The sequence below is a fragment of the Planomonospora corallina genome, assembly GCF_042650625.1.
GTDB classification, from domain to species: Bacteria; Actinomycetota; Actinomycetes; order Streptosporangiales; family Streptosporangiaceae; genus Planomonospora_B; species Planomonospora_B corallina.
This window is the reverse complement of the sequence record NZ_JBHSBM010000054.1, coordinates 2498-21284: the sequence shown is the minus strand read 5'-3', so window position 1 is coordinate 21284 and position 18787 is coordinate 2498. Positions and strand designations below refer to the sequence as shown.

Annotated in this window: 15 protein-coding genes; 7 read left to right on the top strand and 8 right to left on the bottom strand. The window is 73.7% G+C overall.

Annotated features, from left to right (window positions below):
* The first annotated feature begins 4 nt into the window (after positions 1-4).
* Together ACFOWE_RS30640 and ACFOWE_RS30635 are read left to right on the top strand one after the other, a co-directional pair.
* Positions 5-1531 (top strand): dihydrolipoamide acetyltransferase family protein, encoded by a 1527-nt coding sequence (locus tag ACFOWE_RS30640; protein WP_377294007.1) that lies wholly within the window; start codon positions 5-7, stop codon positions 1529-1531.
* A 213-nt stretch (positions 1532-1744) separates the two neighbouring features.
* Positions 1745-2059: a Dabb family protein gene (locus ACFOWE_RS30635; RefSeq protein ID WP_377294005.1), complete on the top strand. Its 315-nt coding sequence runs from the start codon at positions 1745-1747 to the stop codon at positions 2057-2059.
* A gap of 73 nt (positions 2060-2132) precedes the next feature.
* Here ACFOWE_RS30635 and ACFOWE_RS30630 read toward each other — a convergent pair whose 3' ends face one another.
* The 5 genes from ACFOWE_RS30630 to ACFOWE_RS30610 form a co-directional block, all read right to left on the bottom strand.
* The gene (locus ACFOWE_RS30630; RefSeq protein ID WP_377294003.1) at positions 2133-3434 is read right to left on the bottom strand and encodes an adenylosuccinate synthetase; all 1302 of its coding nucleotides are present in this window, start codon (positions 3432-3434) and stop codon (positions 2133-2135) included.
* A complete protein-coding gene (locus ACFOWE_RS30625) occupies positions 3431-4414 on the bottom strand; it encodes a hypothetical protein (RefSeq protein ID WP_377294001.1) in 984 nt (327 codons plus the stop codon). Before ACFOWE_RS30625 ends, ACFOWE_RS30630 begins: the two co-directional genes overlap by 4 nt.
* Positions 4415-4465: 51 nt before the next feature.
* Positions 4466-5659 (bottom strand): molecular chaperone DnaJ, encoded by a 1194-nt coding sequence (locus ACFOWE_RS30620; protein WP_377293999.1) that lies wholly within the window; start codon positions 5657-5659, stop codon positions 4466-4468.
* Positions 5656-6492: an NUDIX hydrolase gene (locus tag ACFOWE_RS30615; RefSeq protein ID WP_377293997.1), complete on the bottom strand. Its 837-nt coding sequence runs from the start codon at positions 6490-6492 to the stop codon at positions 5656-5658. Before ACFOWE_RS30615 ends, ACFOWE_RS30620 begins: the two co-directional genes overlap by 4 nt.
* Before the next feature lie 237 nt (positions 6493-6729).
* Positions 6730-8553, bottom strand: a complete 1824-nt coding sequence (locus tag ACFOWE_RS30610) for an acyl-CoA dehydrogenase (RefSeq protein ID WP_377293995.1) — start codon at positions 8551-8553, stop codon at positions 6730-6732.
* A gap of 227 nt (positions 8554-8780) precedes the next feature.
* Between ACFOWE_RS30610 and ACFOWE_RS30605 the strand changes: the two genes are divergently transcribed.
* Positions 8781-9734 (top strand): methyltransferase domain-containing protein, encoded by a 954-nt coding sequence (locus ACFOWE_RS30605; RefSeq protein WP_377293993.1) that lies wholly within the window; start codon positions 8781-8783, stop codon positions 9732-9734.
* Between the two features lie 93 nt (positions 9735-9827).
* Positions 9828-10217 (top strand): VOC family protein, encoded by a 390-nt coding sequence (locus ACFOWE_RS30600; protein ID WP_377293991.1) that lies wholly within the window; start codon positions 9828-9830, stop codon positions 10215-10217.
* 185 nt (positions 10218-10402) lie between these two features.
* On the opposite strand, the gene ACFOWE_RS30595 is transcribed toward ACFOWE_RS30600, so the two are convergent.
* Positions 10403-10882, bottom strand: a complete 480-nt coding sequence (locus ACFOWE_RS30595; protein ID WP_377293989.1) for a hypothetical protein — start codon at positions 10880-10882, stop codon at positions 10403-10405.
* Between the two features lie 217 nt (positions 10883-11099).
* On the opposite strand from ACFOWE_RS30595, the gene ACFOWE_RS30590 reads away from it, so the two are divergent.
* Together ACFOWE_RS30590 and ACFOWE_RS30585 are read left to right on the top strand one after the other, a co-directional pair.
* Complete coding sequence (locus ACFOWE_RS30590; RefSeq protein ID WP_377293987.1) at positions 11100-11459, top strand: hypothetical protein; 360 nt, start codon at positions 11100-11102, stop codon at positions 11457-11459.
* Between the two features lie 9 nt (positions 11460-11468).
* On the top strand, positions 11469-11918 hold the full coding sequence (locus tag ACFOWE_RS30585) for a GNAT family N-acetyltransferase (RefSeq protein WP_377293985.1): 450 nt from the start codon (positions 11469-11471) through the stop codon (positions 11916-11918).
* 137 nt (positions 11919-12055) lie between these two features.
* On the opposite strand, the gene ACFOWE_RS30580 is transcribed toward ACFOWE_RS30585, so the two are convergent.
* Both ACFOWE_RS30580 and ACFOWE_RS30575 read right to left on the bottom strand, forming a co-directional pair.
* Positions 12056-14059 carry a molybdopterin-containing oxidoreductase family protein gene (locus ACFOWE_RS30580; RefSeq protein WP_377293983.1) on the bottom strand — a complete coding sequence of 668 codons (2004 nt, stop codon included), beginning with the start codon at positions 14057-14059 and terminating at the stop codon, positions 12056-12058.
* A 75-nt stretch (positions 14060-14134) separates the two neighbouring features.
* Positions 14135-15697: a M28 family metallopeptidase gene (locus ACFOWE_RS30575; RefSeq protein ID WP_377293981.1), complete on the bottom strand. Its 1563-nt coding sequence runs from the start codon at positions 15695-15697 to the stop codon at positions 14135-14137.
* 663 nt (positions 15698-16360) lie between these two features.
* Between ACFOWE_RS30575 and ACFOWE_RS30570 the strand changes: the two genes are divergently transcribed.
* Positions 16361-18787, top strand: coding sequence for a lysylphosphatidylglycerol synthase transmembrane domain-containing protein (locus tag ACFOWE_RS30570; RefSeq protein WP_377293979.1), 2427 nt, complete (start codon positions 16361-16363; stop codon positions 18785-18787).

Here is an 18787-nt window from a genome sequence, read left to right as displayed (position 1 = left end):
GACGGTGAAGGAGTTCAAGCTCCCCGACGTGGGCGAGGGCCTGACCGAGGCCGAGATCGTCCGCTGGCACGTCAAGCCCGGCGACCCGGTCGAGGTCAACCAGACCATCGTGGAGATCGAGACGGCCAAGGCGGTCGTCGAGCTGCCCTGCCCGTTCGAAGGGGTGGTGGCCGCGCTGCTCGCCGAGGAGGGCGAGACCGTCGACGTCGGCCGCCCCATCATCGCGGTCGACGACGGCTCGGGCCCGGCGGCGCAGGCGCCGGCCCGGCCGCCGGCCGAACGGCAGGCCCTGGCCGAGGACATGGTCCCGGCGATCCCGGCGGACTCCGCGGGCGGCCCGGGAGGTACGGCGGGAGCCGGCGACCCCGCCGGCAAGCGCCAGCCCGTGCTGGTCGGCTACGGGGTCAAGCCGGGCGCGTCCCGGCGCCGCCCCCGCAAGCAGTCGCACGCCCCGCAGGGCTCCGCGGCGTCTCCGGCAGCTCCGGCACGTCCGGCCGCCGCGCCCGCGGCCGGGAGCACCGGGGCGTCCCGCAACGGCGTCCCGGCGGCTCCCGGCGGAGCCGCGCAGGCTCCCGCGCCGGTGCGCCCCGCACAGTCCTCCGCACAGGTCCCCTCGCCGGGTGCCGCGCCCGCCCCCGGGACGGCGCCGGGCGAGGGCCGGGTCGCGGTGCTGGCCAAGCCCCCCGTGCGCAAGCTCGCCAAGGACCTCGGGATCGACCTCGCCACGATCACCGGGACCGGGCCGCAGGGCTCGATCACCCGGGACGACGTGCACGCCGCCCTGGAGGCCGCGCGGGAGCCCGCCCGGCAGGCCGCGCCCGCCGCGGCGGGAGGCGAGGAGCGCGTCCCGATCAGGGGCGTGCGGAAGGCGACCGCCCAGGCCATGGTGGCCTCGGCGTTCACCGCGCCGCACGTCACCGAGTTCCTCCAGATCGACATGACCGCCACCATGGAGGCGGTCGTGCGGCTGCGCGCCATGGAGGAGTTCGCCGGGGTCAAGGTCTCGCCGCTGCTCCTGGTCGCGAAGGCCCTGCTGGTGGCCGTCCGGCGTCACCCGATGGTCAATTCGGCCTGGGACGAGGCGGCGCAGGGGATCGTGGTCAAGCACTACGTGAACCTCGGCATCGCCGCCGCCACCCCGCGCGGCCTGCTCGTGCCCAACGTCAAGGACGCTCACGCGCTCTCCCTGCCGGAGCTGGCCGCGGCGCTGACCTCGCTCGCCGAGACCGCCCGGGCCGGCCGTACCCAGCCGGCCGACATGGCGGGCGGCACGATCACGATCACCAACGTGGGCGTGTTCGGGGTGGACGCGGGCACGCCGATCCTCAACCCGGGCGAGTCGGCGATCCTCGCCCTCGGCCAGGTCAGGGACCTGCCCTGGGTGGTGGACGGGCAGATCGTGCCGCGCAAGGTGTGCACGCTCGCGCTCTCCTTCGACCACCGGGTGGTGGACGGCGAGCTCGGCTCGCTGTTCCTGCGCGACATCGGGGCCATGCTCGAGGACCCGCTGCGCATGCTCGCCTGGGGCTGAGCCCCGGCCGCCGGGTCGGTCCCCGCACACCCGGGGACCGCCGGGCTGGTCCCTCCGCACCTGGGGATCCGCGGCTCGGTCCCCGCACACCCGGGGACCGCTCCCGCGCCGGACGGTTCCTCCGGGGAGGGCCGCCCCGCCGGGCCGTCCCTTCCCGGGCGGTCCAGCGGGGCGGAGGGCGGCGGCCGGGCGGCCCGCCGTACGCTGGCGGCCATGCGAACCGAGAGGGAGACCATGTTCCGCCACGTCGTGCTGCTCGCCTGGACCCCCGACGCCACCGACGAGCAGAAGGCCGCCGTCCTGACCGCGCTGGGCACGCTGCCGGGGGCCATCCCGCAGATCCGCTCCTACGCCTTCGGCGCCGACGCGGGCGTCTCCCCCGGCAACCACGACCTGGCGATCGTCGCCGACTTCGACGACGCCGAGGACTACGCCGTCTACCGGGACCACCCGGTGCACCAGGCCGTCATCGCCGAGCGCATCAAGCCGATCCTGGCCTCCCGCGCCGCCGTGCAGTTCGAGGTCTGAGCGGGACCCGGCGCGGCTCCCGGCCCGGGGCGGCCCGCTGGATCCTTCCGGGCGACCTGCCGGAGCCGCCCGGTCACGCCCAGCGCAGGGTGGGCGGCCGGGACGGGGACGCGGCCGTGGAGCGGGCCGTGCGGCGGGAGCGGGCGCTCGCCAGCAGGCGCAGGTCGCCGCCGCGCGGCTCGCCCGGCGTGATCAGCGTCTTGTCCAGGGCGGTCGGGCCGGACGAGCCGAGCCAGACGCGCACGCCCAGCGCCTCGGCGACCGCCTCCGGCCAGTCACCGATCCCATCGCCGTAGCGGGGGCGGGCCCGGCCCAGCAGCGCGGTGAGCCGGGCCTGCCCGGCCAGGTCGCCCCTGCGCCCCACCGGGATCTCACCGACGTCGTAGGAGTGGCACATCCGCCGGACCGGCGCGTCCAGGTGGGTCAGGGCCAGGGCGTCCGCGCCGCCCGCCACCGCCAGCGCGTAGCGGTGCGCGACGGCGTCGAAGTGCCCGCTCCGGAACGGGCCCTGCCAGCGGCCGTCCCGGTTGTGCGGCTCCGGCAGGCGCAGGCCGGGGTCCTCGGTGACCAGCGGGCCCGGCCCGTGCCGCGTCGTGTAGGTGCGCAGCACGCCGAGCCGTACGGCCGCCGCCCCGTCGAGCATTTCCAGTGCGTTGGCGAAGGTCGTGGTGCTCCACGTCGTGTGGGGGTGGAAGCCGTGCCACTCGTCGAGCAGCACCCCCTGCGCGCCCTCGAAGACGACGGGCCGCCTGCGCAGCAGGGCCGCGGTGTAGGAGGAGTCGACGAGGATCGCCCGCTCGGCGAAGGCCCGGTAGGCCGCCACGCAGTCGGCCACCGGCGGCCCGGCCTCCCCGAGCCGCTCACGCAGCGCCGCCAGCTTGCGGGCCAGCGCCCACGGCCGCTCGCAGTCGCCGGCCTTCGGGGCCATGAAGGGGTTCTCCAGCGCGTAGGCCATCACCTCGCCGACGCCCATCCCGCAGGACCCGTGCCGGTTCTCGCCGCGGGCCAGCTCCCGGGCCCGCCCGGCCGCCACGTGGTACGGCGTGGCGAGCAGGGCCTCCCGGTCGATGGTGAGCATGCCGTACGGGTGGGGGACGCCGATCCGGCGCAGGTGGTCGACCTCGGCGGTCATCGCGAACGGGTCCACCACCGTGAACCGGGACAGGTGGGTCGGCACGCCGCGCAGGGTCCCCGACCCGAACTGCGAGAACGTGTGGTGCCGGCCGTCGGGCAGGACGACGTTGTGCCCGGCCTGGGCGCCTCCGTTGAACCTGACCACCGCCGAGACCCCGCCCTGCGCGCAGAGCCAGTCGACGACGGTGCCCTTGCCGGCGTCGCCGTACCCGAGGTCGACGACGATCACGTGGTCCTTCACAGCCTGATCACCCCGCTCCCGCCCTCTCCGGGACCGTCGCCGGGGCCGAGCAGGCCGCCGGGGCCGCCGCCGGTCGCGAGCGGAGCGCGGCCCAGGGGGGCCAGCGCCCGGGAGACCGAGGCGCCGGCGGTGGAGCCGATCTCCGCCAGGTGGTCCAGGCCCTCCTCGAGGCCGACGGCGTCCTCGCCCAGGCCGACGGTGAGCGCGATGGTCTCGCAGAGCGCGTCCAGGTCGTCGAGCTCCAGCACGTTCTGCCCGAGGAGCCCGCGCCAGGTCTCCCTCACCGTGCGGTTGCGGGAGTGGCTCGTCCCGGCGGGCAGGATGAAATAGACGTCGTACATCCGGGTCAGCTCGGCGACGATCTCCCGGGTCGGGATGTCCCGCTCCAGCCGGTCGCCGATCACCGCGGCGACCTCGCGCCGCTTCACCTCCGGGTACGGCAGCTCGTCGCCGATGATGAACAGATAGCCCCGGCGGCCCCGTTTCTCGTGGCAGTCGATCGAGGTGTGCCGGGCCATGAAGTACATCGCCAGCTCGTAGGACTCGGTCAGCTGGCCGCCGCCCCCGCCCTCCAGCAGGATCCTGCCGAGGTGCTCGTCCATCCGGTTGTCGGACTCGTACTGCGCGACCTGGAGCGGGGCCCGGTCGCAGGTGGCGTCGCCGATCGCGCCGAACAGGATCTGCGGGTCGGTGGCGTAGCCCTTGCGCAGCAGCAGGCCGAGCAGGTCGGGCAGGCGGGTCTGCAGGACGCGGGGCACGCGTCCCATCGAGCCGGTCACGTCGAAGAGCACGGCCACGGCCAGGGAGGAGGGGTGCTCGGCGGAGTCGCGGCTCTCCCGGACCGCCACGCCGTAGGGGTTCAGCTCGTCGTGCACGGTGCGGGCGCCGCCGTCGGTGTGGGCGAAGGCGCTGGCGCCGGTGGCCGCCCGGAGGCGGGAGGTGGCGGAGTAGACGTCGGTGGACCAGATGCCGCTTCCCATGGGGATCTTCTTTCGCAGAGGAGGTCGTCGGGGGCGTGCTGTCCGGGGTTCTCACAGCCGGAGCGGGCGGTATCTCCGCGGCCCGTAGAGGTCTTCCAGGAGCTCGTCGAGCTCGGCGAGGAGCCGCCAGGCGTCGCGGGGCGGGGCCAGCAGGCTGCCGCGGAGGAAGGCGCGCATGCGTGCTGGAACGTTCCGGCAGTCCGGGCCGGTCTGGTCGGGGCGTACGCCCATCAGGGCGGCGACGCAGCGGGTGGCGAGCCGGATGTCCAGGATTTCGGTGGCGGGCCGGCGGGCCAGGACGTCCGGCGGGTAGTCCTCGCGGCACCGGGCGACCAGGGCGGTCAGCGGGGCGCCGGTCGGGACCGACTGGCTCCAGTCGACGAGCACCAGGCCGTGCTCGATCGGGTGGACGAGGACGTGGTGGCCGAAGACGGCTCCGTGCACGATCCCGGCCCGGTGCGCCGTGCCGACCGCCACCAGCAGCCGCCGCCAGATCCACGCGGTGTCCCGGGGGTCGAGCACGGGCCGGCGGCGCCGTACCTCGTCGAGGGTGAGGAAGCCGTCCGGGACCCGGCTGACCACGTTGACCTGGCGTTCCACTCCGCCTGCGCGGTGCCGGAAGGAGTCGGCCAGGCGGGGCACGTACGGCAGGAGCCGGGGGTCGGCCTCGCGCTCCAGGGTGCGCAGCGCCTCGGCCTCGCGCCGGAGCAGGTCGTTGTCGGCCGGGCGGAGCGGCACCTTGACCAGCAGGTCGCCCTCGCAGGCGCGGAGCACGGCCGTGGCGCCCCGGTGGAGGGTCCGGCCGATCCGGTGGGTCCCCCGGCGGGTGGTGACGACCGTCTCCTCCGGACCGGTGCGGTCCTCCCCGGTCTCCCCGGTCTCCCCGGTCCTGCCGGTTTCCCTGGTTTCCCCGGTCTCGCCGGGCGCACCGGTCCCGCCGGTCCCGTCGCGCAGGGCGGCGTCCCAGAGCGCGGCCAGGCGGGCGAAGGCCTCCGGGGCGCCGGGAGCGGCGGTCAGGTCGGGGTGGAGGAGCCGGGCCAGCCGCCGGTAGGTCCGGCGCGGCGCGTCGCCGCCGAACAGGTCCCGGGGGGTCCTGGCGGCGCAGACCAGGGCGATCGCCTCGGCGGTCGTGGCCGCCGGGTGTCCTCGCGCGCGTTCCGGGGCGGGGCCGGGCGGCCGGGCGGTGGCCGCCGGGTCTCCTCCCCGGCGGGCCGGGGCGGGATCGGGCGGCCGGGGGGCGGTCACCGGATCTCCTCCTCCCGCTCGGGCCGCAGCAGGGCCGGGTGGAGGAGCCTGGCGTCGCCGGCCCGGTAGAGCTTGGCCCGGGGGCCGCCGCGGGGGCCGCCGCTCTCGGTGGTCTGCCCGGTGCTCTCCACGAACCCCGGGACCGAAAGGACCTTGCGGTGGAAGTTGCCGGCGTGCAGCGGGACGCCCCAGACCGCCTCGTAGACCCCGCGCAGCTCGGAGATGGTGAAGGTCTCGCCGGCGAAGGCGGTGGCCAGCGGGGTGTACTCCAGCTTGGCGCGGGCCCGCTCCAGGGCGTGGTCCAGGATGCGCTCGTGGTCGAAGGCCAGCTCCGGCAGGTGGTCGATGCTGATCCAGGCGGCGTCGGAGGCGTCCGATCCGGCCCGCGGGTCGGGCAGTCTGGGAGCGAACGCCAGGTAGGAGACCGAGACGACCCGCATCCGGGGGTCGCGCCCGGGCGCCCCGTAACTGGCGAGCTGCTCGATGTGGACCCGGCCCGCCACGGCCGTCCCCTCGGTCGGCTCCCCGGACGCGGAGGCGGTCACGGCGGTCTCCTCGGCCGGTCCCTCGGCCGCGGCCGGCTCCCCGGCGACGGAGGCGGTCATGCCCGTCTCCTCGGCCAGTTCCCTGATCGCGGCCTGGTCCAGGTCCTCGCCCGGCCGGATGAAGCCCCCCGGCAGTGCCCAGCGCCCCGCGAAGGGAGGCTCGCCCCGCTCGACCAGGAGCACGTGCAGCAGGCCCTCGATGATCGTGAGAGCCACCACGTCGACCGTCACGGCGACCGGCGGATAGGCCCGCGGGTCGTAGTCGGCCAGGTCTTCGCGTTCATCCATCGCCAGTCCTTCTCAGATTGAGACAATCTCAGTATGAGAAAAATTTGGAGCCGGGTCAACCCCCGTGGATACGCCGGGCCGACGGGCGTGGTGGGCACAGGTGGTGGACACGCGGAGGGGGCGGCCCCGTGTGACACGGGACCGCCCCCTCGGTGCCCGCCCGCGGCAGGAGCGGGCGAGCGTGGGACCTCGAGGCCACGAGGGGCCTCGGGAGACCTCTGGAGGTCTCGGAAGGTCTTAGAACGCGTCCTCCGGCAGCTCCATCAGCTCCAGGCCGGTCTCGGCCAGGACGCGGCGCTCGGCGGCGATGCGCGGCAGGACGGTCTTGGTGAAGAAGGAGGCGGCGGCGACCTTGCCGGTGTAGAAGGCCTTGTCCTCATCCGCCGAGCCCAGCGCGTTCAGCGCGATCTCGGCCTGGCGGAGCAGCAGCCAGCCGATCACCAGGTCGCCCAGGGCGAGCAGGAACCGGGTGGTGTTGAGGCCGACCTTGTAGACCTCCTTCGGGGCCTCCATCGAGCCCAGGGCCCAGCCGGCCAGGGTGTCGGCCATGGCCTTGACCTCGTCGGCGGCCTCGGCGAGGAGCGCGCGCTCCTCCTTCAGGCGGCCGTTGCCGGCCTCGGAGGCGGCGAAGGCCTTGATGTCGTTGTAGAGCGAGCCGAGGGCGACGCCCTGGTTGCGCAGGACCTTGCGGAAGAACAGGTCCTGGCCCTGGATCGCGGTGGTGCCCTCGTAGAGCGAGTCGATCTTGGCGTCCCGGATGTACTGCTCGATCGGGTACTCCTGCAGGTAGCCGGAGCCGCCGAGGGTCTGCAGCGAGCGGGAGAGCATCTCGTAGGAGCGCTCGGAGCCGACGCCCTTGACCAGCGGGAGGAGCAGGTCGTTCATCGCCTCGGCGTGCTCGTCCCGGCGGCCCTCGGACTCGGCGATCTGCACCGCGTCCTGGTAGGTGGCGGTGAGCAGGACCAGCGCCCGCATGCCCTCGGCGTAGGCCTTCTGGAGCATGAGCTCGCGGCGGACGTCCGGGTGGTGCGTGATGGTGACGCGCGGGGCGGTCTTGTCGGCCATCTGGGTCAGGTCGGCGCCCTGGACGCGGGACTTGGCGTAGTCCAGCGCGTTGAGGTAGCCGGTGGAGAGCGTGGCGATGGCCTTGGTGCCGACCATCATGCGGGCCTGCTCGATGACCATGAACATCTGCTTGATGCCCGCGTGCACGTCGCCGACCAGCGTGCCGACGGCCGGGTGCTTCTCGCCGAAGGTGAGCTCGCAGGTCGTGGAGACCTTCAGGCCCATCTTCTTCTCGACGTTGGTGACGTAGACGCCGTTGCGCTCGCCGAGCTCGCCGGTCTCCAGGTCCACGTGGTACTTGGGAACCAGGAAGAGCGACAGGCCCTTGGTGCCGGGGCCGTGGCCCTCGGGACGGGCCAGCACCAGGTGGAAGATGTTCTCCGCCATGTCGTGCTCGGCGCTGGTGATGAAGCGCTTGACGCCCTCGATGTGCCAGGTGCCGTCAGGCTGCTGCACGGCCTTGGTGCGGCCGGCGCCGACGTCGGAGCCCGCGTCCGGCTCGGTCAGCACCATGGTGGAGCCCCACTGGCGCTCGATCGCCATCTCGGCGAAGCGCTTCTGCTCGTCGTTGCCGATGGTGTGCAGGATGTGGGCGAAGCCGGGGCCGCTGGCGTACATCCACAGGGCGGGGTTCGAGCCGAGGACGAGCTCGACGAGGGCCCAGGCGATGCTGCGGGGCAGGCCGGGGCCGCCCAGCTCGGTGGGGAGGTCGAGGTTGGTCCAGCCCGCGTCGCGCAGGGCGTAGAAGGACTTCTTGATGCCCTCGGGCATCTTCACGGTGCTGGTCGCCGGGTCGAACACCGGGGGAGTGCGGTCGCCCTCCTCGAAGGAGTCGGCGAGCACCGTGGTGGCGAGGCGGTTGAGCTCGTCCAGCATGGTGCGTACGACGTCCTCGTCCAGCTCCGCGAAGCGCCCGGTGCCCAGGATCTCCCGGCGGCCGAACACCTCGAAGAGGTTGAACTCCAGGTCACGGATGTTGCTCTTGTAGTGGCCCATGAGGTCTGCTCCTTGAAACCGGGGGTCCGGGGATAGGCACGTACTGGTCGGTAACCTTACCCAGAATGCTACCCGCCGGTAACCCGCAGAAACAGCCATGTCCGGGAGGTTCGTCACATGTCTGTGGATAGACCGTGACCTGCCCGAACCGTACAGCCGACCGGAGAGTGGTCGAGTCTGCGCGGACGGTGATCGACCGGCGGGGCGGGCTCTTCTAGGCTCGTCGCATGAGGGAACGGCAGATCCTGGCCGAGCTGGCCGAACGCTGGCGGGCGGACCTTTCGGAGTGGGGCATCCCGCAGGAGATCGCGGCGCGGGCCCCGGCCGACCCGTGGAGTCACTCGCCGGCCCGGTTCGCCGGACGCACCGACCACGCGCTGCGGGACCCGGGCGGCCCGACGCGGGACCGGCTCGCCGAGGCGCTCCCGCCCGGCGGGACCGTCCTGGACGTGGGCGCCGGCACGGGGGCGGCGTCTCTGCCGCTGTTCGGGCCGCGCGCCGCCGGTCCCGGCGTGCCACCGGGTGTGCCGCCGGGCGGGGCACGGGGTGCGGGCGCGGCGGGTGAGGCCGGCGGCGGCCGGGCCGGTCGGGGCGGTCGGGGCGGTGCGGTCGCGGGCGGTCCGGGAGGGCTGGTCGCGGTCGACACCTCCGCCGCGATGCTGGCCGAGCTGGACTCCCGGGCCGAGGAGCTGGGTGTGCCGGCCCGGACGGTCCTGGGCCGCTGGCCCGACGTGGCGGAGCGGGTGCCGGTGGCCGACGTCGCGGTGGCCGCCCACGTCGTCTACAACGTGCCGGACCTGGCCGGCTTCCTGACCGAGCTGACCCGGCACGCCCGGCGCAGGGTCGTCCTGGAGCTCACCCACCACCACCCGATGAGCTGGCTCAACCCGCTCTGGGCGCGTTTCCACGGTCTCGTCCGCCCCGAGCGGCCCACGGCCGGCGACGTGGAGGCGCTGGTCCGGGAGCTGGGGTACGGCGTGCGCCGCGAGGAGCACCCGGATCCGCAGCCGCGGTTCGCGAGCCTGGAGGAGCTGGCCGAGAGCGCCTGCCGCCGGCTCTGCCTGGACCCCGGGCGGGCGGAGGAGGTGGTGGCGGCCGCCGTCGAGCTGGACATGTGGCCGGTGCTCCGGGGCCGGCTGGTCACGCTCTGGTGGGACACGACCCCGGCGGGGACCGGGTGACCGGCACGGCGCGGGCAACGTAACCGGCTTAGTTCTTTAAGGGGTTACAACACCAGCTTGACGGTTTAGACGGTGTCGCGGTTGGGTGGACGCATGATTGACGTTCACTTCGTGACCTTCGACTGCGCCGCGCCGTACGAGCTGGCGACCTTCTGGCGGGACGCCACGGGCGCCGAGATCCACCCCGCGACGGACAAGGACGACGACGAGGTCCTCCTCCTCGGCACGCCGAACCTGCTCTTCATCAAGGTCCCCGAGGGCAAGACCGCCAAGAACCGCGTCCACCTGGACGTCACCGGCTCCGCCGGCAGCACCCGCGACCAGGAGGTCGAGCGCCTGCTCGGCCTCGGCGCCACCATCCAGGCGGACCGGCGCAACCCCGACGGCTCCGGCTGGGTGACCATGCTCGACCCGGAGGGCAACGAGTTCTGCGTCTGCCGGAGCGAGGCGGAGCGGGAGCAGGCCGGGTCCGCCCAGGCCTGACCCCGGCGGGGGCCGGAGCGGCGCGGCGGCGCAGCCGGTGACTCCGGCGGGAGCTCCGGCGATGGAGCCGCCGGTGACTCCGGTGGGAGTTCCGCCGAGGGCTCCGGTGGGACTTCCGCCGGCGGCTCCGGCGGGACTCCGGCGGAGGCGGGACCGGTCGCCTGCCGCCGCCCGCCCGGGCCCGCTCAGTGGCCGTGCGGCAGGGACGTCTGCCCCCGCCCGCGCAGGACCAGCGTCAGCACCGCGGTGACCAGGTAGACCGCGACCCCGCCCTGGAGCGAGTCGAGGGCCGCGCTGAACGGGCCCTGCTGGTCGACGATCAGCTGCACCGGGTACATCAGCGCGGCCGAGCCGAGCGCGGGATAGAGGGAGAAGCGCCACGGGCGGCGCAGGGCCCAGAGCCGGGCCTGCCGGGTCGCCCGGTCCCCGCTGCCGGGCCGGGCGGTGGAGCCGACCGTCGCGACCAGCGAGAAGAGGGCGATGCCCAGGCAGAGCGCCCAGGTGAGGTCGGCGTCCCCGGGAAGGACGACGCCCATGCCGAAGCTGGCGGCCGCGGCCGCGCCACCGGTCACCGCGGCGGCCTTCCAGGGCGCGCCGCGCAGGGCCGCGCCGGCGAGGGACATCTCGTCGCGCCGGGTCAGTTCGTTCTTCGTGTCGTTTCCCATGCCCTCAGGCTGCCTCTCCGGCCCCGCCGGCCGCATCGGGGTGCGACCCTGATTCCCCCCCTAGCCGCCGGCCCCACCGGCCTCGGGATTTCCACCGATCCGGCCCGCGTGACGGCGTCCGCGCCGTTGGCACGTTTTCGAAAGAATGTGCGAGTGCAGCGTGCGCGGCGTGCGGCGGCGCGGTAGCGTTGGGCCCGTCGGGAGTCAGGTGCCCCCCATGTCGGCCTACCAGGGGGGATCCATGTTCGCCCTCGCTCGGTGGCAGCGCGTCGCGGTGGTCGCGCTGCTCATCCTGCCGATCCTCGTGATCGTCGTCCTCTCCCTGCCGGTCTGGATGTCCTGGCCGTGGCTCCGCGCCGAGCGCCGGGCGGACGTGCTCGCCCTGGTGGAGAAGCTCACGGGCTGCCTGCAGGCGTTCGTGCGGGCGGACCGGGGCACGGGCAGGGGCACGGACCGGAACACCGCCCGGGGCGGCGCGCGAATCGACGGCCGGGCCGGTGAGCGGGACGGCGGCCGGACCGGTGACCGGGGTGGTGACCGGGGTGCGCCGGGCGGGCCGCGCCGGCGCCGCCGGTAGGTTGGCCGCATGCCCGTGACCTTCCGCACCGCCGGCCTCGGCGACCTCCCGCACGTCGTCGCCATGATCGCCGACGACGCCATCGCCGCCGCCCGCACGGGCTCCTACGGAGAGGAGCACCGCGCCGCCTTCGCCGCCATCGAGGCCGACCCGAACAACGAGCTGATCGTCGCCGAGCTGGACGGCGAGCTCGTGGGCACCATGCAGCTGACCTACATCCCCGGCATCGCCCGCCGCGGTGCCTGGCGGCTGCAGATCGAGGCCGTACGGATCACCTCCGCCCTGCGCGGGCAGGGGCTCGGCCGGAAGATGATCGAGTGGGCGCTCGACCGGGGGCGCGAGCGCGGCTGCCTCATGGCCCAGCTCACCACCGACAAGTCGCGCCGGGACGCCCACCGCTTCTACGAGTCCCTCGGCTTCACCGCCTCCCACGAGGGTTACAAGCTCGACCTGGCCTGAGCGGCCGGGCCCACGCCCGAGCCGGGTCCTCCCCCCGGGCCCGCACCTGCGCCGGGGTCGCCCCTCGAACCGGGCCCCCTCGAACCGGGCCCGCACCCGGACTCCGGGGACGGGGATCCGGGGACGGGGATCCGGGGTCAGAGCGGGGCGATCTCCACGAGGTTGTCGTGGTAGACGGCGCCCCGGCCCAGGTCGGCGTCGCGCTCGCCCACCACGGCGTTGACCGCCGCGCCGCCCGGGCTCAGCTTGCGCCAGTGCCCCTTCGTGGAGGCCGCCACGCCGGGCCGTACCCGCTCGCTGATCTCCACCTCGGCCTCGAACGCGCCGTGCTCGTTGAACACGCGCACCCGCTGCCCGGCGGCCAGGCCCCGCGCCGCCGCGTCCTGCGGGTTCACCGTGACCCGGGGCCCGCCGGAGCGGCGCAGCAGCTCGGGGTTGTTGCCGAAGGTCGTGTTGAGGAACGTGTGCGGGGCCGGGGTGACCAGCGCCAGCGGGTACCGCTCCCGCGAGGCGGTGGCCGTGTGCGGCGGCACGTAGGCCGGGCCCTGCGGGAAGCGCAGCCGGCCCGAGGGCGTCGGGAAGCCCTCGGCGAAGGGCAGGAACGGCCGCGGCACGTTCAGCCGGACCCAGCCCTCCTTGCGGAGCCGGTCCAGCGTGATCCCCTCCAGGGACGGGTGGCCGGAGGACAGCAGCTGCTCGGCCAGCTCCAAGTCGGAGTCGTACAGCGACGGCTCCGTCAGCCCCATGTGCCGGGCCAGGCGGCGGAACGTCTCGGTGGTGGACAGGCACTCGCCCGCCGGCGCCGTGGCCGGCTCGTTCCACAGCAGGTACATGTGCCCGTAGCCGGCGTGCAGGTCCATGTGCTCGGTCTGCATGGTCGCCGGGAGCACGATGTCGGCGTAGTCGGCTGTGTCGGTCGGGAACTGCTCCATCACGACCGTGAACAGGTCCTCGCGGAGCAGCTTCTCCCGGATGCGGTTCTGGTCGGGGGAGGAGGCCATCGGGTTGGCGGCGTAGACCCACAGGCACTTCACCGACTCGTCCAGCTCCGAGGCCAGCCTGGTCATGGTGAGCGTGCGGACCGGCCGGGCCAGCAGGTCGTCGCGGGTGTCGATGTCCAGGTGGATGTGGCCGCTGGTGGAGTAGGCGAGCCCGCCGCCCGGGTGGCGCCAGTCGCCGGTCACCGCGGGGATGGCCGCCAGCGCGCGCAGCGTCGCGCCGCCGCCCGCGTGCCGCTGGATGCCCATCGTGGCGCGGATGCCGGTGGGGCGGGTGCGCGCCAGGCGCAGGCCCAGCGCCCGCACGTCCTCCTCCGGCAGGCCGGTGATCTCCGCGACGCGCGCCGGGGGGTGGCGCAGGATCTCCTCGCGGAAGGACTCCCAGCCCTCGGTGTGCCGGGCCAGGTAGTCGTCGTCCTGCGCGCCCTCGGCCAGCACCACGTGGAGCAGCCCGAGCGCCAGGGCCGTGTCGGTGCCCGGCCGGATCGGCAGGTGCTCGTCGGCCTGCTCCGCGGTGCGGGTCCGGACCGGGTCGATCGCCACCACGTGCGCCCCGGCCGCGCGGGCCTCCTGGACGAACTTCCACAGGTGGTGCCCGCTGGTGAGGGTGTTGGTGCCCCAGAGCAGGATCAGCTTCGAGTGCGCGAAGTCCTCGGGGTCCATGCCGCCGGGCGTGCCGTTGACCTGGCGCAGGCCCTCGTTGCCCGCCGCCGCGCAGATGTTCAGGCGGTGCCGGGAGGCGCCGAGCACGTTCCAGAACCGCCGGCCCGCGATCCCCTCGCAGCCCTGCAGGTAGCCCAGGCTCCCGGTGCCGACGTAGGGCCAGATCGCCTCGCCGCCGTGCTCGTCGACGATCGCGCGCAGCCGTATGGAGATCTCCTGCAGAGCCTCGTCCCAGGAGATGCGCTCGAACTCGCCCGAGCCCTTGGGGCCGACCCGCCGCAGCGGGTGCAGGACGCGCTCCGGCGAGCGCGTCTGCTCCAGGTAGCGGTTGACCTTCACGCACAGCGCGCCGCGGGTGTAGGGCTGGTCGGGGTTGCCGCGCATCTTGACGGCCTCGCCGTCCCTCACGGTCACGACCCACGAGCACGTGTCCGGGCAGTCCAGCGGACACGCCCCCAGAATCTGCAGTTCGCGCGGCATACCCCCGACTTTATCGGCGAGAACGGAGGAGGGGGTACGGCCTGCCGCGGCCGTACCCCCTCGTGCGGGCGCCGGCTAGCTCAGCGCGCCGGTGTGGTCGTGGTCGTGGCCGTGGCCGAGACCGCCGCCGCCGGTCCCCGGCGTGTTGGTGCCGGGGGTGCCGCCGCCGGGCAGGGCCGGGCTGTAGGCGTAGGTGAGCGCGGCGAAGGCGATCGCCCCGCTGTTCACGGCCAGGGCCTTGTCGTTGATGTTGGCGATGGTGTCGCACGCCTGGTGGTAGCACTTGTCGTACGCCACCCCGGCCTCACCGCCGAACTTCGCGGCCTCGGCCTCGGTCTTGATGCCCTCGGCGCCGGTGAACAGGCCGCCGGCGGGGATGCCGGCCTCGATGAAGGGGCCGTAGTCCGAGCGGCCGGTGAAGTCCGCGCCGGTGTACGGCTGGCGCACCAGCTGGAAGTACTTCTCGAAGGTCTTCTCGATCTTGTCGGAGCCCGCGGGGCCGGCCGGGGAGCCGACGCCGTCGGAGTCGTCGCCGTCGTAGATGCCGAAGGTGTAGTTCGGCGAGCCGATCATGTCGAAGTTCAGGTAGAGCTTGATCTTGGCCTTCTCCTCGGCGGAGAGGTTGGCCACGTAGTGCTCGGAGCCGAGCAGGCCCAGCTCCTCGGCGCCCCAGAAGGCGAAGCGCAGCTTGTTCTTGGAGGGCAGGTGCCCGAGCCGGATCGCGGTCTCCAGGACGCCCGCGCTTCCCGACCCGTTGTCGTTGATGCCGGGGCCCTCGGTGACGCTGTCGAGGTGGGCGCCGAGCATGACGACCTTGTCCGCGTCGCCCCGGCGGCTCTCGGCGAGCACGTTGTGCGTCTTGCGCTGCGGGTCGCCCTCGGTCTGGGCGCTCAGGGTGACCGTCGTGCCGGCGGCGGCCAGCTCCGCGCCGACCGCGTAGGTGGTGCCGACGACCGGGATGTTCGTGGTCGGCGCGTTGAGGTTGCCGTTGAGCAGGACCCGGCGGTCGTTCGCGCCCTCACCGGGCTGGCCCTCGTTGAAGATGATCACACCCTTGGCCCCGGCGGCCTGGGCGTTCTCCGCCTTGACCTGGAAGTTGCAGGTGCCGCGCTGCATGAGCGCGATGTTGCCGGGGGTGAAGCCGGCGAAGTCGCTCGCCTCGCAGCCGGAGGAGGAGCTGTTGGGCGTCTCGCTCGGGGGGATCGTCACGTCCACGGCCTGGACCGGCGCGGTGACGGTGCCCGAGCCGGAGTAGGTCATGATCCGGAAGTCGGTCATCCGGGTGTAGGTCTTCGGCTCGGGCGCGACCCGGCTCATCGTGGTCTTGGTGATCTCGCGGAAGAAGGGGAACTCGAACTCCTGCAGGGTCACCCGGTAGCCGGCTCTGCGCAGCCGGTTCGCCACGTAGGCGACCGACGCGTCGTAGCCCGGGGTGCCCGAGGCGCGGGTGCCGCCGTTGGCGTCGGCGATCGCCTGGAACCTCTCCAGGTGCCGCTTGACCGTGGGGGCATTGATGGTCTGGCTGAACGCCTTGGGGTCCGGGACGGCGACGGCGCCGGCGGGGGTGGCGGAGGCCAGGGCCGCGGTGGAGGCCGCGGTGACGGCGGCCAGTAAGCCCTTGTACGCGCGTGCGCGCATGCGGAACTCCTCTAACAGCAGTGAAGCGGGCAATCCCCCGTGATCGCGATCAAGCGGAACATAGCGGGGATTAACGGACGTAGTAAGCCCCGATCGACATTTGTTATCGAGTGGAGTCAGATCGGTGTGCCGGGCGTTTCCGGGGCCGCGCGCCGGACCGTGTGCCGAACCGGGGACTCCGGGACTCTGCGGCGGGCCTCATGACGGCCGCTGGGCGACGGGAGCGCGCCCGGGGGACGCCCGGGAGGCGGCCGGTGCGGTCCCCTGCGACGGAGGCGGCGCGCCGAGGACGGACGGGCGACTACACATAGTGACGATCTTTCCAGTCCGCCGCCGCCCCGGTCCGCCGATCCCGCGAACCGGCGGGTCAATTCTCCGTCTCGGAGCCGGGCCCGGACCCGGACGCGCCCGTGCGGGAGACGGCCGCCGGGAAGACGGGATCGGGCCTGTGCGCCGCTGCGGGCCGTACCCGGTGCCCTTTCCCGGCGAGAATCCCGGGAAAGGGCCTCCGGGAGGGCCTGGGAAAGCCACCGGAAAGCCGCGGGGAAAAGGGCGGCGGCACATCTCGCGGCAGGGCGGTGTGACACGTCCCGCTTCTGCCGGGGAGACTGGAAAGAAGATCAGTGACGCGGACGTGACACGGAACGGGCAGAATCGCAGGCGGTGAGGATTATCAAGGAACGCGGCGACACGGCTCCCGCCGCCGGCACACCGTCCGGCGGCGACCCCGCCGTGCTCGTCGTCGAGCCGCTGCTGCCCCAGCGCATCCGGCGCCCCTCCGACGCCCTGCGCTTCCTGGCGACCCTGTTCGTCCTGGCGGCCGTCATCCTCCTCGCGCTGGTGGCCAAGAAGACGCTCAACGGCCTGGAGGCCGACGTCACCGAGGGAACCAGGCGGGTGCCGTTCCTGCTGAGCGGACTGGTCGGCGTGCTCGGCGGCGGCGCCATGCTCGCCATCCCCGCCGCCTACGCGATCGAACGGGTGATCCACCGCGACGGCCTGCGGGTCGCCGAGGGCCTGTTCGCGGCCATCTCCGCGATGGTGCTCTCCTTCGTCCTCGGCGAGTGGATCATCGCCGCGGGCGCCGAGGACCTGCGGCTGCTGCTCACCGGCGGGCGGAGCGGGGTCGAGCCGCTCAACACGCTGCTCACCTCGATCATCGCCTACGCCACCGCGGTGCGGATCTCCAACCGCCCCACCTGGCGCACCGCCCTGTGGACGGCGGTCGCGGTGAACGCGGTCGCGCTCTTCGCCGGACTGGCCGCCACCGTCCTCGGCATCGTCGTCTCCGTCCTGGTCGGCCTCGCCGTCGGCTACGCCACCCTGTACGGCGTGGGCAGCCCCAACACCCGCCCGCCCGGCAGCGCGATCGTCGCCTCCGTCCGCAAGATGGGCTACCAGCCGGTCAAGGCCCGCAGGCTAGACGACGACCAGCAGAGCAGCCGCCGCTACGCCATCGGGCTGCGGGACGGCACCCGCCTCGACGTCACCGTCCTCGACCGCGACCGCCAGGTGGCCGGCCTGCTCTACCGCCTCTGGCGGCGCATGCTCCTCAGCTCCGAGACCCGCCGCAAGGCCATCCGCTCGCTCCGCGCCGAGCTGGAGCGCGAGGCCCTGATGGCCTACGCCGTGCACGCGTCCGGAGCCAGCACCCCCCACCTCGTCGGCACCAGCGAGATCGGCTCGGACGCCGCGCTGCTCGTCTACGAGCACCTCCCGACCCGCGCGCTGGAGGACATCCCCGACGAGGAGCTCGACGACGACCTGCTCGCCCGGATCTGGGAGCAGGTCCTCCTCCTGCAGGTCCAGCGGCTGGCCCACCGGAGGCTGAACGGCCACAGCATCCACGTCGGCGAGGACGGCCAGGTCGTCCTGACCGACGTGCGCAGCGGTGAGATCGCCGCCGGCGACCTGCTGCTCAGCCTCGACGTCGCCCAGCTGCTGACCTACCTCGGCCTGCGGGTCGGGGCCGAGCGCGCGGTCCGTGCCGCGGCGAGCGTGGCGGGCCCGCACATGCTGGCCACGGCGCTCCCGCTGCTGCAGCGGATCGCGCTCACCCGCGAGACCCGGGCCGCGCTGAGCAGGAACAAGGAGCTGCTGCCCGCGCTCCGCGAGCACATCGCCGAGCTGGAGCCCCGGGCCGAGGCCGAGACGGTCCGCCTGGAGCGGTTCCGCCCGCGGACCCTCGTCACGATCATCGCCAGCGCCTTCGCCGCGTACCTCCTGATCACCTACCTGACGACGAGCCAGAGCAACCTGAGCATGATCACCTCGGCGGATCTGGGCTGGACCGGGGTGGCGTTCGCCGCCGCGATGCTGAGCTACGTCGCCGCCGCGCTGATGCTCATGGGCTTCGTGCCGGAGAAGCTCCCGCTCGGCCGTACCGTGCTCGTGCAGTTCGCCGGCTCGTTCGTGAAACTCGTCGCCCCGGCCGCGGTGAGCGGCGTCGCCATCAACACCCGCTACCTGCAGAAGCGCGGCATCCCACCGGGCCAGGCGGTGGCGAGCGTGGGCGCCTCCCAGTTCGTCGGGCTCGCCTTCCACATCGCGCTGCTGCTGCTGTTCGCCTACATCACCGGCTCCGCCACGGCCGCGTCCTTCACCCCGTCGCGCACCCTGGTCTTCGTGCTGCTCGCCGTGGCCGTGCTGCTGCTGTTCCTGATGGGCGTGCCGCGCCTGCGCCGCATGGTGACCTCACGCGTGCGCTCGCTCTTCTCCGGCGTCGTCCCGCGCCTGCTGGACGTGCTCCAGTCCCCCCGGAAGATCGCCGAGGGCTTCACCGGCACCCTGCTGCTGACGATCTTCTTCGTCGTCTGCCTGGACGCCTGCGTGCGCGCCTTCGGTGAATCCCTCAGCTTCGCCGCCGTCGCCGTGGTCTTCCTCGCCGGCAACGCCATCGGCTCGGCCGCCCCCACCCCCGGCGGTCTCGGCGCGGTGGAGCTCTCCCTCGCGACCGGCCTCACCCTCGCCGGCCTCACCCCGGGGACCGCCGCCTCCGCCGTGCTGCTGTACCGGGTGCTCACCTTCTGGTTCCCGGTCCTGCCCGGCTGGGCCTCCTTCGCCTACCTGCAGCGCAACGAGGCCCTCTGA

Bases quoted from the DNA above. Each gene is read 5' to 3' on its own strand.
- ACFOWE_RS30575 (WP_377293981.1), bottom strand. From the start codon at position 15,697: ATGCGCGCACGCGCGTACAAGGGCTTACTGGCCGCCGTCACCGCGGCC.
- ACFOWE_RS30600 (WP_377293991.1), top strand. From the start codon at position 9,828: ATGATTGACGTTCACTTCGTGACCTTCGACTGCGCCGCGCCGTACGAG.
- ACFOWE_RS30605 (WP_377293993.1), top strand. From the start codon at position 8,781: ATGAGGGAACGGCAGATCCTGGCCGAGCTGGCCGAACGCTGGCGGGCG.
- ACFOWE_RS30595 (WP_377293989.1), bottom strand. From the start codon at position 10,882: ATGGGAAACGACACGAAGAACGAACTGACCCGGCGCGACGAGATGTCC.
- ACFOWE_RS30615 (WP_377293997.1), bottom strand. From the start codon at position 6,492: ATGGATGAACGCGAAGACCTGGCCGACTACGACCCGCGGGCCTATCCG.
- ACFOWE_RS30635 (WP_377294005.1), top strand. From the start codon at position 1,745: ATGCGAACCGAGAGGGAGACCATGTTCCGCCACGTCGTGCTGCTCGCC.
- ACFOWE_RS30610 (WP_377293995.1), bottom strand. From the start codon at position 8,553: ATGGGCCACTACAAGAGCAACATCCGTGACCTGGAGTTCAACCTCTTC.
- ACFOWE_RS30625 (WP_377294001.1), bottom strand. From the start codon at position 4,414: ATGGGAAGCGGCATCTGGTCCACCGACGTCTACTCCGCCACCTCCCGC.
- ACFOWE_RS30585 (WP_377293985.1), top strand. From the start codon at position 11,469: ATGCCCGTGACCTTCCGCACCGCCGGCCTCGGCGACCTCCCGCACGTC.
- ACFOWE_RS30580 (WP_377293983.1), bottom strand. From the start codon at position 14,059: ATGCCGCGCGAACTGCAGATTCTGGGGGCGTGTCCGCTGGACTGCCCG.
- ACFOWE_RS30590 (WP_377293987.1), top strand. From the start codon at position 11,100: ATGTCGGCCTACCAGGGGGGATCCATGTTCGCCCTCGCTCGGTGGCAG.